This window comes from Micromonospora sp. C28SCA-DRY-2 (assembly GCF_030519475.1).
GTDB lineage: Bacteria > Actinomycetota > Actinomycetes > Mycobacteriales > Micromonosporaceae > Micromonospora.
The window spans coordinates 168690-181449 of record NZ_JAUMKD010000007.1 but is presented as its reverse complement, the minus strand read 5'-3'; the positions used below and the strand labels follow the sequence as shown (position 1 = coordinate 181449).

Annotated in this window: 12 protein-coding genes; 7 read left to right on the top strand and 5 right to left on the bottom strand. The window is 73.7% G+C overall.

What is annotated here, in order from left to right; genetic code table 11:
* Positions 1–302: 302 nt before the first annotated feature.
* From Q3W71_RS25365 to Q3W71_RS25350, 4 genes are all read left to right on the top strand, one after another.
* On the top strand, positions 303–1916 hold the full coding sequence (locus tag Q3W71_RS25365) for a serine/threonine-protein kinase (RefSeq protein WP_302921962.1): 1614 nt from the start codon (positions 303–305) through the stop codon (positions 1914–1916).
* A 49-nt stretch (positions 1917–1965) separates the two neighbouring features.
* Positions 1966–3126, top strand: a complete 1161-nt coding sequence (locus Q3W71_RS25360; protein WP_302921961.1) for a hypothetical protein — start codon at positions 1966–1968, stop codon at positions 3124–3126.
* 64 nt (positions 3127–3190) lie between these two features.
* The gene (locus Q3W71_RS25355) at positions 3191–4096 is read left to right on the top strand and encodes a hypothetical protein (protein ID WP_302921960.1); all 906 of its coding nucleotides are present in this window, start codon (positions 3191–3193) and stop codon (positions 4094–4096) included.
* A 251-nt stretch (positions 4097–4347) separates the two neighbouring features.
* A complete protein-coding gene (locus Q3W71_RS25350; RefSeq protein ID WP_302921959.1) occupies positions 4348–5733 on the top strand; it encodes an MFS transporter in 1386 nt (461 codons plus the stop codon).
* A 195-nt stretch (positions 5734–5928) separates the two neighbouring features.
* Here the strand turns inward: Q3W71_RS25350 and Q3W71_RS25345 are convergent, their stop codons facing one another.
* The 5 genes from Q3W71_RS25345 to Q3W71_RS25325 all read right to left on the bottom strand — a co-directional run bounded on the left by Q3W71_RS25345 (position 5929) and on the right by Q3W71_RS25325 (position 9492).
* A complete protein-coding gene (locus Q3W71_RS25345) occupies positions 5929–6573 on the bottom strand; it encodes a dihydrofolate reductase family protein (protein WP_302921958.1) in 645 nt (214 codons plus the stop codon).
* A gap of 223 nt (positions 6574–6796) precedes the next feature.
* The gene (locus Q3W71_RS25340) at positions 6797–7225 is read right to left on the bottom strand and encodes a PPOX class F420-dependent oxidoreductase (protein WP_302921957.1); all 429 of its coding nucleotides are present in this window, start codon (positions 7223–7225) and stop codon (positions 6797–6799) included.
* Positions 7226–7329: 104 nt separating this feature from the next.
* On the bottom strand, positions 7330–7716 hold the full coding sequence (locus Q3W71_RS25335; protein WP_302921956.1) for a VOC family protein: 387 nt from the start codon (positions 7714–7716) through the stop codon (positions 7330–7332).
* Positions 7713–8510 (bottom strand): hypothetical protein, encoded by a 798-nt coding sequence (locus Q3W71_RS25330; RefSeq protein ID WP_302921955.1) that lies wholly within the window; start codon positions 8508–8510, stop codon positions 7713–7715. Before Q3W71_RS25330 ends, Q3W71_RS25335 begins: the two co-directional genes overlap by 4 nt.
* A 220-nt stretch (positions 8511–8730) precedes the next feature.
* Positions 8731–9492 (bottom strand): FadR/GntR family transcriptional regulator, encoded by a 762-nt coding sequence (locus Q3W71_RS25325; RefSeq protein WP_302921954.1) that lies wholly within the window; start codon positions 9490–9492, stop codon positions 8731–8733.
* Positions 9493–9629: 137 nt separating this feature from the next.
* Between Q3W71_RS25325 and Q3W71_RS25320 the strand changes: the two genes are divergently transcribed.
* The 3 genes from Q3W71_RS25320 to Q3W71_RS25310 all read left to right on the top strand — a co-directional run bounded on the left by Q3W71_RS25320 (position 9630) and on the right by Q3W71_RS25310 (position 12756).
* The gene (locus tag Q3W71_RS25320) at positions 9630–10919 is read left to right on the top strand and encodes a sugar ABC transporter substrate-binding protein (RefSeq protein WP_302921953.1); all 1290 of its coding nucleotides are present in this window, start codon (positions 9630–9632) and stop codon (positions 10917–10919) included.
* 77 nt (positions 10920–10996) lie between these two features.
* The gene (locus Q3W71_RS25315) at positions 10997–11944 is read left to right on the top strand and encodes a carbohydrate ABC transporter permease (RefSeq protein ID WP_302921952.1); all 948 of its coding nucleotides are present in this window, start codon (positions 10997–10999) and stop codon (positions 11942–11944) included.
* Complete coding sequence (locus tag Q3W71_RS25310) at positions 11941–12756, top strand: carbohydrate ABC transporter permease (protein WP_302921951.1); 816 nt, start codon at positions 11941–11943, stop codon at positions 12754–12756. Before Q3W71_RS25315 ends, Q3W71_RS25310 begins: the two co-directional genes overlap by 4 nt.
* Positions 12757–12760: the final 4 nt, after the last annotated feature.

Below are 12760 nucleotides of genomic sequence, written 5' to 3'. Positions count from 1 at the left end.
CGCTGCCGCTCACGGCCTGCACATTAACCGAGCCGGCCCGGCCCGGCGCGACGGGCGGAGGCACCCGGACCGGCTTGCCGGGAGCTGCTACCTGTGGGGCGTGTGTCCGCGGTCGACCATGCCAGCGTTGCCCGACGCGTCGCCGGGCGGCGCGCCGGCGGGTTCGGCGCGCCGGGCGGCCGCGCGCCGGCCGACGTCCGGGGCGGCGGAAGCAGCCGTTGCGCCGATGGCCCGACCGGGCCCGCCGACCACAATGACCAGCGTGGCGTCCGTGACGACCCGCCGAGCCGGGAGGTGATCGCGTGACCGGCTGGCAGGTGTCCGGCTACACGCCGGTGCGGCAGCTCGGCGCGGGCGCGTCGGGCCGGGTGGACCTGGCCGTGCACGACGGCACCGGCACCCCGGTGGCGATCAAGTACCTCACCGGCGGCGACCCGTCGTTCCGCACCGCCTTCCGCGACGAGGCCCGGCTGCTCGGCGAGATCGACGACCCGCACGTCTGCCGGCTCTACGAGTACGTCGAGTCGCCAGACGGTGCGGCGATCGTGATGGAGCTGGTCGACGGCGTGTCGCTGCGGCAGATGCTGCGCGCGCACGGCCCGACCGGGCCGGAGTCGGCGCTCTGCGTGCTGAAGGGATCGCTCGCCGGGCTCGGGGCGGCGCACGCCCGGGGCGTGGTGCACCGCGACTACAAGCCGGAGAACGTGCTGGTGACCGCCGAGGGCACCAGCAAGCTGGCCGACTTCGGCATCGCGATGCCGGCCGGCGCCGGCTCCGGCGTCACGGTCACCGGCACGCCCCGCTACATGGCCCCGGAGCAGTGGACCGGCGCCCCGGCCACCCCGGCCTGCGACATCTACGCGGCGACCGCGACCTTCTTCGAATGCCTCACCGGGCGCCCCCCGTACGACGGGCGGGACCTGCTCACCCTGCGCCAGCAGCACGCCACCGCGCCGATCCCCACCGACCCCGCCCCCGCGCCGGTGCACGACCTGCTGCGGTACGGCATGGCCAAGCGGCCCGCCGACCGGCCGCAACCCGCCCAGGCGTTCCTCGCCCTGCTCGAAGAGGTGGCCGGCCGGGCGTACGGCACGGACTGGGAGGAGCGGGGGCTGCGCGAGCTGGCCCGCCGGGCGGCGCTGCTGGCCGCCCTCTTCCCCGTCCCGGACGGCACCGGCGGCGCCACCAGCCTGGCCGGCACCGCCCTCGGCGGAAGCTCCGGGCGGTGGACCTGGCTGCGTCCAGGCCGGGCCCGCGGGTCGCTGGTCGCCGCCGGGGTGGTGGCCACCCTGGTGGTCGGCGGCGCCGGGCTGAGCTACGCCGCCCGCGACGAGCCGGTGGCCGCCGCCGGGGCGGCCGCCTCGGGGTCGACCACCGTGACCGGTGGCGCGGTGGCGACGGCGAGCGCCGGATCGCCCGCCCCGACGCCGAGCGCGACTCCCACCCCGTCGGGCGTGGCGGCCACGACGGCGACCCCGGAGCCGCCCGCCCCCGGCGCGACGACCCGCCCACCCACCCGGGCCCCGAGCCCGAGCGCGTCGACCAGCACCAGCCCACCGCCGCCGGACACCGTCGCCCCGGCGGTGGGGAGGGTGGCGGCCAACCCGACCAGACTCGACCCGCGGGGCTGCCCGTACGGGCCGACGTCGAGCACCGTCACCGCGGTGGTCTCCGACGACGGGACGCCGGCCGGCTCGCTGCGGGTCCGGCTCCGCTACACCCACGAGGGCCGGTCCACCGACGTCGCCATGGCACCGGGCCGCGACGGGGCGTTCCGGGGAGCCTTCGGCGACCTGCCCCGGCCCGCGAGCGCCACCCGGATCCCGGTCCGGGTGCTCGCCACCGACCAGGCCGGCAACACCGCCGAGGGCGGACCGGTCTACGTCACCCTCGACTCGAACTGCACCCCGGGCTGACCGGCCACCCGGACGCCAGGCCGACCACGACGACGAAGGACGGGCCGCCGTGACCCAGCCGAACGACCCGACCGAGGCGCTGCCCACCCGCCCGGGGACCGACGACACCTCCGACCGGCCCGCCGGTCCCATGCGCCCGGCCGAGCCCACCGCGCGGCTCGCCGCGGCCCAGGCCGTGCCGGGAACGGTCGAGCCGACGGTCCACCTGGGCCCGCCGCCTGGCGTGGCGCCCACGGTCCACCTGGGCACGGCCGAGCCGACCGCTCGGCTCGGCGGGGTGGAACCCACGGTCCACCTGGGCGGTGCCGCGCCGACCGTGCACCTGGCGGCCGGTGCGGACGCCCGGCCCGGAGGCGTCGGATCGGCCGTCCACCTCGGCGCGGGGGAGCCGACCGCGCGGCTGGGCGGTGCGGAGGCAACTGTCCCTCCGAGCGCCGCTGAGCCGGTCACCCAGCGCGGCATGGGGGAGTCGACGGTCGAGCTGGGCGGGGCTGGGCGGACGCCGGCCGGGCACGCCGGGCCGACGGCGTGGCCGGGCGGTACGGCGTCGACCGATCCGCCCGGTGCGGCCGCCACCGTGGCCGGGACGGGCACGCTCTACGGCGCGCGTACCGCCGCCGGGACCGCGCCCGGCCGGACCGGCGTGGCCGGCGCGACCACGCCGGGCGGGGCGGGCCCGGTCGTCGGTGCTCCCCGGGCCGGCGCCGCACCGGTCGGCGGGGAGGTGCGGTTCGGGCCCGGCGTTCCGGCCGCGCCGCCGGCCGCGCCCGCCTGGCCGGCGCCGCCGGGGCGACGCCGGCGGTCGGTCTGGCGGGCGGTCACCTCGGTGCTGTCCACTCTGCTCACCCTGGCGCTGCTCGCCGCCGTGGGGATCTACCTGTGGCAGCGGATCAGCCCGCTGGAGATCACCGGGGTGACGGTGGCGGTGCCCGAGCCGGCCGGCGACCGGTGCGACGTGACCGTGGCCGTGGTCGCGACCGTCCGCACCAACGGCCGGGGCGGGGTCGTCGAGTACCAGTGGCTGCGCTCCGGCAGCCCGCCGAGCAGCGTGTTGACCGAGCGGGTCGGCCGGGGGCAGCGCAGCGTCGACCTGAGGCTGGAGTGGACGTTCACCGGCGTCGGCAGCACCCGCCAGACGGCCACCGTCAACATCACCTCGCCCACCCCCACACAGGCGCAGACCGAGGTCGCGTACGACTGCCGCCCGTGACCTCCCGGCGCCGCACCCGGGTTTCCGGCGGATCCCGATGGGGTAGGTCGGCCCGGACGAACCGGTGCTGTGGAGGATATCGATGCGAGAAAACTTCAGTGACGCGGTGGGGGACACCGTCCGCTCGGTGCTGCTCTTCCTGCCCAAGGCCGTCGGTTTCGTGGCCATCCTGGTGGTCGGATGGCTGGCCGCGAAGGCGCTGCGGCAGATCGTGAACAAGGTGCTGGAGCGGGTCGGCTTCGACCGGGCCGTCGAGCGCGGCGGCATCCGCCGGGCCCTGGCCCGGTCCCGGTACGACGCCAGCGACATCGTCGCCAAGCTCGTCTACTACGGCGTGCTGCTGGTGACCCTGCAACTCGCCTTCGGCATCTGGGGACCGAACCCCGTCTCGGACCTGATCGCCGGGGTCATCGCCTGGCTGCCGCGCGCCTTCGTCGCGATCGTCATCGTGGTGGTCGCCGCGGCGATCGCCAACGCGGTCAAGGACATCATCAGCGGCGCCCTGGGCGGCCTGTCGTACGGCCGGATCCTGGCCACCATCGCCTCGGTGTTCATCCTCGGCCTGGGCATCATCGCCGCGCTCAACCAGATCGGCGTGGCCACCGCGGTGACCACCCCGGTGCTGATCGCCGTGCTGGCCACCGTCGGCGGCATCCTGGTCGTCGGCGTCGGCGGCGGGCTGGTCCGGCCGATGCAGAGCCGGTGGGAGTCCTGGCTCACCCGGGCCGAGCAGGAGTCCCGGGAGATCGCCACGCACGCCCGCGCCTACCAGGCCGGCCGTCGGGACACCGCGGCCCGGCTGGCCGAGTCCGCTCCCGGCACCGGCCCGGTCGGTGACGACCCGGCGGCCACCCAGGTGGTGCCCACCGCGGCCAGCCACACCGGAGCCGGCGCCCCGGCGCACCTCGACCCGGACGCCACCCAGCCCACCCCCCCGGGGCGCCACCATCCCGGCCCAGCCGACCGGTGACGACGCCGAGGCCACCATGGTCATCCCGCCGGTGGACCGCGACCGGCGCTGAGCCGCCGCCGACCGTCCGGGGTGGGGCCCGTCGGGTCCCACCCCGGCGCGCGTCCGGCGAATGGGCGTGACCGGACCGTTGCGTCCGTCTACCATCGCCGCATGACGTGGCGATGTTGATGCTCCGCTAGAGGCCGTTGCCGTGGGCCGCCACGGTCGCCGTACGTCCGGCGTCCGTTTCGTCCCACCGGGAAGGTCTCATGACACCCATCTCCGCGCGCGTGCCCGATCCGCGCGTCCGCCGGCTGGCGGCCACCCTCTACGGGTACGCGTTCCTCAGCGAACTCGTCCTGCTCTATCCGGTGTACGCGCTGCTGTTCAGCGACACCGGCCTGTCCGTCTGGCAGATCAGCTCGCTGTTCGTGATCTGGTCGGCCAGCAGCATCCTGCTCGAGGTGCCCTCCGGCGCCTGGGCCGACGCGGTCTCCCGGCGGCTGCTGCTCTGCCTCGCTCCGCTGGTCAGCGCCGCCGCGTTCGCCCTCTGGGTGCTCGTCCCGTCCTATCCGGCGTTCGCCGTCGGCTTCGTGCTCTGGGGCGCCGGCGGGGCGCTGGCCTCCGGTGCGCTGGAGGCGCTGGTCTTCACCGAACTGGACCGCCTCGGCGCGGCCGGCCGCTACGCCCGGACCATCGGCCGGGCGCGTACCGCGGAAACGCTCGCCGTGCTCGCCTCGATCGTGCTGGCCGCCCCGGTCCTCGACGCCGGCGGATACCCGGCGGTGGGCGCGGCCAGCGTGCTGGCGTGCCTGCTCGCCGCCGCCGTCGCCACCCGGTTCCCGGAACACCGCCCCGCCCCGACCAGCCCCGCCGCCCCCCTCGACGCCGCGCCGACCAGCCCCGCCCCGGCGAGCGCGGTGCCGGCCGGCGCTGCCGTGCCCGGCCCCGGCCGTGCCAGCCCCGACCCGACCGGCGCGGCCGAGCCGGCCGGCGGGGTGGAGCCGGCGGAGGACGACCTCGGTTGGTGGGCCAGCCTGCGCGCCGGGCTGGCCGAGGTGCGCGCCGACCCGGCCGTGCGGTCGGCGGTGCTGCTGGTCGCCGCGGTCACCGCGGTGTGGAACGCACTGGACGAGTACACGCCACTGCTCGCCCGGGACACCGGCGTCGCCGCCGAGACCGTGCCGCTGCTGCTCCTGCTCACCTGGGTCGGGGTGAGCATCGGCGGCCTGCTCGCCCCGGCCGGGGAACGGCTCGGCCGGCGCGGTCGGGCCGCCCTGCTGGCGCTCGCCGGCCTGGCCCTCGCCGTCGGGGCGCTGCTCGGCCGCCCGGCCGGCTTCGTCCTGGTGGGCCTGGCCTTCTGCGGCTTCCAACTGGCCAGCGTGCTGGCCGAGGCACGGTTGCAGGCCCGGATCGCCGGCCCCGGGCGGGCCACCGTCACCTCGCTGGCCGGGATGGGCACCGGCCTGACCATCATCGTGGTCTACCTCGGGTACGGCCTGGTCGCCACGGCCTCCGGCAACGGGGCGGCGTTCGCGGTGTTCGCGACGGCGTATCTGCTGGTGGCCGTGCTGCTGGCGCGCGGCGGGCGGCGGCGAGGGGCGGCCGGGACGGGTCGCGGCGACCGGTGGGCGGCAGCCGGTCGCGCCCGCTAGCACCGCGGGCGTAGCTCGGGCCGGTGGCCGGTGGTGACGCCGGACCTCGGGCGGCCACCGGAGCATCGCCGGGCCGGCAGCGACCGGCTGGCGAGGCACCGCGGCACGGCGTCGGCACCGGGAACCGCCGACGCCGTGCCGCGGTGCCGACCAGGGGCGGATTCACCGCCGGCGATCCGCCCGGGGCAGGGCGCTTCAGTCGCCGCGCCCGACACCGCGATCGGGTGCGCTCATGTCCCCCGTCCCGGGCGTGCCCTCGGCGAGCCCGTAGCGCAGGTACACGGTGCCCGTCGGACTGGCCACCGGCGGGTCGAGGAGGGTGACGTTGGTGGGCACCGCGCCACCGTCGAACACCTTCTTGCCGACGCCGAGCACGATCGGGTGCACCCAGAGGTCGAGCCGGTCGAAGAGCTTCTCGCGCAGCAGGGTCTGCACCAGGTTCAGGCTCCCGACCACCTTCACGTGCTCGTGCCGGTCCCGGATCTCGCGTACCGCGCCGGCCAGGTCCGGGCCGAGCCGGGTGGACCCGGCCCACGAGAGGTCGGGCCGGCCGCGGGAGGCCACGTACTTCGGGACGCTGTTGAACAGCCGGGCGATGTCGTCGTCCTCGCCGCCCTCCTGGTGCGGCCAGTAGGCGGCGAAGATGTCATATGTCCGGCGGCCGAGCAGGAGCGCGTCGGTGCCCTCGTACGCGGCAGCGACCTGCGCCCCGGCGACCTCGTCCAGCAGGGGCGCCTGCCAGCCGCCGAACGGGAACCCCACCGGATCCTCGTCGGGTCCGCCGGGCGACTGCCCGACCAGGTCGAGGGTCGCGAACAGCTCGATGTGGATGACGCCCATGCCGTACTCCCGATGAGTTGGTGGTCTCGGTCGGGAGGTAGACCTGTGGGCGCCGGCAGACTCATCGCTGCGACGCACCCCGGCTTCGTACCCGCCCCACCGGCGCTCCCCGCTCACGTTAGATCACGCGACGTGTTCGCGTCGGGTGGCCGCGCGTCGGCGTCACCGGAGATCACCGGTGCGAGCCACGGCCGTGGCCCGGCCGTCGGTGGCTCCGCCGGGGTCAGTCCGCGATGCCGGTGAACGCCACCCGCTGCTCCACCCGCAGCCGCACCAGCAACTCGCCCGGCACCGCGTTGCGCCGGCCGTACCGCTCGGCGAGGTCGTCGCCGACGTAGCGGGCGGCGATCCGGGTCGCCCAGGTCAGCATCTCGTCGAGATCCTCGCTGACGGTGACCCGCCCCCGGACCGCGACGAACGCGTACGGCGGGTGCTCCTCGTCGACGGTCAGCGCCGCCCGCGGGTCGCGCCGCAGGTTGCGCCCCTTCACGCTGCTCCGCCCGGTGGTGAAGACCAGGTCGTCGCCGTCGAGCACGAACCAGACCGGCACCACGTGGGGCGAGCCGTTGGCCCGTACGGTGGCGAGCTTGCCGGTCCGGGTGCCGTGGCTGACGAACGCCCGCCACTGTTCGTCGGTCATCTCCCGCGCCATGGCGCCATTCTGGTCGATCGCCACGGGCGCGCGCCGCGGCAGGGGCGGCGACGGGGTGGCCGGCGGTCCGGCGGCGGTCGACCGACCGCCGCCGGACCCGGACCTCAGCCGCCGACGTGCAGGAAGGACCACTGGTGGCCGTCGAGGTCGCGGAAGCCGCCCATGTAGCGGCCGCCCCGCTCCTCCGGCTCGCCGAGGCTCTCCGCCCCGGCCGCCACGGCCCGGCCGACCAGGTCGTCGACCTCCTCCCGGCTGTCCAGGCCGAGCCCGACGATCACCTCCCGGGCGGTCGCCGTGTCCGGCACGTCGACGCCGGTGTAGCCGGCGAACGAGCTGGTGGTGTGCAGCATCAGGTGCGTCGTGTCGGTGAGGGTGAGCTGGATGCTGGTGCCGTCCGGCGACAGCTCACCCGCGTGGAACCCGAGGATCCGGAAGAACTCGGTGGAGGTGGTCAGGTCGCGCACCGGCAGGTTGATGAAGGTGGTCGTCATCGCGGGTCTCCGTCCGCCTCGAGGAGCTGCTTGAGCGCCGCCAGCCGCTCCCGCCAGTACGCCTTCAGCCGCGCCGCCTGCTCGGCGTCGGCGACCTTCTCGTGCTGCACCGCCACCCGGGACTTCGACTCGCCGGCGGCCGCGAAGCCGACCACGATCCGGGTCGACCCGTCGGCCCAGTCCGCGCGGAACGACTTCGGCGCGGTGGCCGTGCGGACCCGGACGTCCTCGGGCAGCCACCGCCGGCGCAGCGCGTCGTCGGCGAACGCCGCGAAGAGCCGCCCCACCGGCACCGCCACGGTACGGGAGCCGTTGGCGGAGAACCCGCCGCCGCGGCGCTGGCCGGGAGCGCGCAGCCCGCGCGCCTGCTCGTAGCCGACGGTGATGGTCTGCGCCCACCAGCCGGGCACCTCGTGGGCGGTGACCAGCCAGCGGGCGATCTCGGTGTGGGTACGCCCGGTGCCGCCCCACTCGTCGAGCAGGGCGAACCACTGCGCCCAGTCGCGCCCGGTGCGCTCGCCGAGCAGCGCGTCGGAGATCCGTTCGGTCTGCTCCGCCGGGCCCGCGACGGTCGGGACCGCCGCGGGCGGGCCGGCCTGCTCGGGTACCGACGACGCCGCCGGGCCCGCGGAGAGCGGGGTCGCCGGCTCGGCCGGGGCGGCGGCGGGTGCGGCGGGCTCGGCCGGGGTGGTCTGGGCGCGGGCGAGCAGGTGCCGGCGGGCGGTGGTGTAGCTCTCGCCGGTCTTGGCCATCCGGCTGCGGACCCGGGCCTTGAAGGTGCGCTGGTGCGTCATCACATGCTCCCTGTCAACGGCACGGCCGCAGGGACTCACGCTCCCGTCGACCGCGCCGGAGAAGGCATGTGGCACGGCATCCCGAGAACACCAGGTTCCCTTTGCCTCCGCGCGGCCGGCGGCGTGAGCACCGGAAAGGAGGTGGGGCGCGGGACGGCGCCGCCACCAGCATACGCCGGGCGGGCGGAGGCCGGGGCGGGGACGCGCGGAAGGGGCGTGGTCAGGAGCCGTCCGGCTCGCCGCTCTGCTCCCAGATCGACTTCATCTCGTCGAACGCCTGCTCCATGAGCTGCACCATGGCCCGCCGGGCGCGCTCGCCGTCGTGCCGCTGGATCGCCTGGGCGACGTCGGCGTGCAGTTGGAGGGCCTCGTCGCTCGGGTGGTGCGGCATCAGGTGGTGCTTGTGCCGGCCGGTGAGCACCTCGGCGATCAGGTCCTGCAACCGGACGAACATCTCGTTGCCGGACGCGACCAGCACCCGCCGGTGGAACTCGATGTCGAGGCTCAGGAAGCGCTCCTCGTCGCCGGCCTTGCCGGCGGCCCACATCTTGGCCGCGAGGCCGACGAGATCGCTCGCCTCGTCGTGGTCGGCCCGGCCGGCGGCCAGCCAGGCGGCGTGCGGCTCGACAGCGGTCCGCAGCTCGGTGATCGACCGGAGCTGGGTGATCCGGCCGGCCGAGGCGAGCCGCCACCGGATCACCTGCGGGTCGAAGACGTTCCAGTCGTTCGCCGGCCGGATCATCACCCCGACCCGTCGGCGGGTCTCGATGAACCCGATCGAGGCCAGTACCCGCAGCACCTCGCGGATCACCGAGCGGGACACCGCGTACCGGTCGACCAGTTCGTCGATGTTGAGCACCGCCCCGGGGGCCGGGTCGCCGCCGCAGATGGCCGTGCCGAGGTGGTCGAGGACACGTGCGTGCAGCCCGGCCTCGGCAGGGGCGTTCTGGGCGGCTGCGCCCCCGGAGGAGTACCGTTCCACGCCACGGATCATATCAGTTAGATCAACCTCTTGAATAAATCCGCTTTTTCGGCCTAGCATCCCGACGTTAAGCGGATGTAAACACCGAGGTAGCGCCCTCACCAGGGCAGCGACCGGCGACAGAAGGAGAGACAAGCGTGCGACGTCGATCAATAATCGGCACTTCTCTGGCCGTGGTCGCCGCCATGGGCCTGTCCGCCTGCGGCGGCGGGGACGACGGCGGCAGCGGATCGAACACCCTCCGGGTGACGCTGGTCAACCACGTCTGGACGGAGAACATCAAGAAGGCCCTGCCGGAGTTCGAGAAGCAGACCGGCCTCAAGGTCGAGGTGACCCAGCTCGGCGAGGACCAGCTGTCCGACCAGTACAACGTCAAGCTCAACGCCGGGTCCACCGACCTGGACGTGATGATGTACCGGCCGCTGCAGGAGGGGAAGCTGTTCGCCAAGAACAAGTACCTCGCCGACCTGACCGAGAAGGCCAAGTCCGACAGCGCCTTCGAGTTCAGCGACTTCCAGGCCGGCCCGGTGCAGGCCACCTCGTACGAGGACAAGCTGGTCGGCGTTCCGATCATCACCGAGCAGGAGGTCCTCTACTACCGCAAGGACCTGCTGGAGAAGTCCGGCTTCACCGCCCCGCCGAAGACCCTCGACGAGCTCAAGGCGCAGGCGGCCAAGGTCGAGGCCGACAACCCGGGTGTCGCCGGCTTCGTGGCCCGTACCGGCAAGGCCGCCGCGGTCACCCAGTTCTCCAGCTTCCTCTACAGCTTCGGCGGCGACTTCGTCGACGCCAGCGGCAAGGCCTCGGTCAACACCGAGCAGGCCAAGCAGGCGTACGCCTACTACGGCGGGCTGCTGCGCGACCACGGCCCGGAGAACATCAGCACCGACATGAGCTGGTCCGAGGCCATGGCGATCTTCACCCAGGGCAAGGCGGCCTTCTACACCGAGGCCAACTCGCTCTACAAGAACGCCACCGACCCGGCCAAGTCCAAGGTCTCCGACACCGTCGGCTTCGCCACCTTCCCGGCCGGCCCGGCCGGCTCGAAGCCGTACAACATCCCGTCCTGGGCGCTCGGCGTCAACGACGCGTCGAAGAACAAGGACAACGCCTGGAAGTTCATCCAGTGGGCGGCCGGCAAGGAGCAGTCGCTGGCCCAGCAGAAGGCCGGCGTCCCCGGCGCCCGTGCCTCCGTCTGGTCGAACCCGGAGGGCACCTCGACCTACCCGAAGGACCTCGCCGAGGCCACCGCGGTCAGCACCACCAACGGCATCGGCCACGACCGTCCGCTGGTCGTGAAGGTCGCCGAGGCCCGCGAGATCGTCGGTCAGCCGATCGTCGACGCGATCACCGGCAAGGACGCGGCCGCCTCGGCGGACGCGGCGAACGAGGCGTTCCAGAAGTTCCTCGACGACGAGGCGAAGTAGTCCGACCGCGGGGTGGTGGGGCCGGCCGGCTCCGCCACCCCGCGCCGGGACCCTGGCCCTGAGAACCCGGAGACCCCATGTCAGTCGTCACCACCCCAGCCACCAGATCGCCGTCGGCCCCGCCGGCGTCGTCCGACTCGGCCTGGTCGCGCTGGGCCAACGCGCACCGCAAGTGGCTCTTCGCGGCACCCGCCATGGCGTTCGTCGCCGTGCTGATCGTCTTCCCGGTCGCGTGGACCGGGTACCTGAGCCTCACCGACGCCGAGGGTTCGGTCCGCGCCGAGAGCGAGTTCATCGGCTTCCAGAACTACCTGGACGTGCTCTCCGACACCGACCGGTTCTGGCCGGCGGTCTGGCGCACCGTCCTCTTCACCGGCGTCGTGCTCCTGGTCGAGGTCGTCCTCGGCATGGCGATCGCCCTGCTGCTGTGGCGACCGTTCCGCGGCGAGAAGTGGGTCCGGGTCGCCATCCTGCTGCCCCTGGTGGCCACCCCGGTCGCGGTCGGCATGATGTGGCGACTGATCTTCGACCCCAACATCGGCATGGCGAACCAGTTGCTGAGCTGGGTCGGGATCGGCCCGCAGCCGTGGCTGTCCGGCCAGAGCTCGGCCCTGCCGACGACGATGTTCATCGACATCTGGCAGTGGACCCCGATGGTCGTGCTGATCCTGCTCGCCGGCCTCACCTCGCTCTCCGACGAGCCGCAGGAGGCGGCGCTGATCGACGGCGCCAGCACCTGGCAGCGGTTCCGGCACGTCACCCTGCCGCTGCTGATGCCGACCGTGATCGTCGCGATCCTGCTGCGCGGCATCGACGCGCTGAAGACCTTCGACATCCTCTACGCGACCAAGGGTCGCGGCGGCGGGTCGTTCCACGAGGTGGAGACGCTCAACGTCTACGCCTACGGGTTGAGCTTCGACTACAACGACTACGGCGTCTCGTCGACGGTCCTCATCATCTTCTTCCTGATCATCATCGGGGTGATGTGGGCCCTGACGTACCGCAAGAAGGGGCTGGAACGATGAAGCCGAGCAGGCCGTTCAAGGTCTTCCGGGCGGTGGCCCTGGTCGTCGTGGTCGCCTCGCTGGTCGCGCCGCTGCTCTGGATGATCCTCGCGTCGCTGAAGACCAACGTCGACATCTACGACACCGAGAAGGCGTTCTCCTTCTCGCCCACCCTGGACAACTACGGCACCGTGCTGGAGCAGGCGAACTACGTCCAGTTCATCGGCAACAGCCTCTGGGTGGCGTTCGCCGCCACCGTGCTGTCGCTGATCCTCGGCGTGCCCGCGGCCTACTCGATGAGCCGCTTCAACATGAAGAAGTCCGCGCTCGTCGTGCTCATGGCCCGGGTGATCCCCGGCGTCTCGCTCCTGGTGCCCTGGTACTACGTCTTCTCGAACCTGCAGATGGTCGGCGGCTACACCGTGCTGATCCTCAGCCACATGTTCGTGTCGCTGCCGCTGATCGTCTACATCATGATGGGCTACTTCGACGGCCTGCCGGCCGAACTCGAAGAGGCGGCGCTGGTCGACGGCCTGACCCACATCGGCGCGTTCCGGCGGATCACCCTGCCGCTGTCGGTGCCCGGTGTCGCCACCGCGGGCATCCTGTCGTTCATCTTCTCCTGGAACAACTTCATGTTCGCCCTGGTGCTCTCCGGCGCCGACACCAAGACGCTGCCGGTGGCGATCTTCGACTTCGTCGGCTACGCCAGCATCGACTGGGGCGGCCTGATGGCGGCGGCCACCGTGGTCACCGTGCCGATCATGGTGATCGCGCTGTTCGTGCAGAAGTACATCGTCTCCGGCCTGACCGCCGGCGCCACGAAGGGCTGAGGCC

Excerpts from the sequence above, each read along its gene's own strand:
- Q3W71_RS25350 (WP_302921959.1), top strand. The coding sequence starts at position 4,348 with ATGACACCCATCTCCGCGCGCGTGCCCGATCCGCGCGTCCGCCGGCTG.
- Q3W71_RS25345 (WP_302921958.1), bottom strand. The coding sequence starts at position 6,573 with ATGGGCGTCATCCACATCGAGCTGTTCGCGACCCTCGACCTGGTCGGG.
- Q3W71_RS25340 (WP_302921957.1), bottom strand. The coding sequence starts at position 7,225 with ATGGCGCGGGAGATGACCGACGAACAGTGGCGGGCGTTCGTCAGCCAC.
- Q3W71_RS25335 (WP_302921956.1), bottom strand. The coding sequence starts at position 7,716 with ATGACGACCACCTTCATCAACCTGCCGGTGCGCGACCTGACCACCTCC.
- Q3W71_RS25330 (WP_302921955.1), bottom strand. The coding sequence starts at position 8,510 with ATGACGCACCAGCGCACCTTCAAGGCCCGGGTCCGCAGCCGGATGGCC.
- Q3W71_RS25315 (WP_302921952.1), top strand. The coding sequence starts at position 10,997 with ATGTCAGTCGTCACCACCCCAGCCACCAGATCGCCGTCGGCCCCGCCG.
- Q3W71_RS25310 (WP_302921951.1), top strand. The coding sequence starts at position 11,941 with ATGAAGCCGAGCAGGCCGTTCAAGGTCTTCCGGGCGGTGGCCCTGGTC.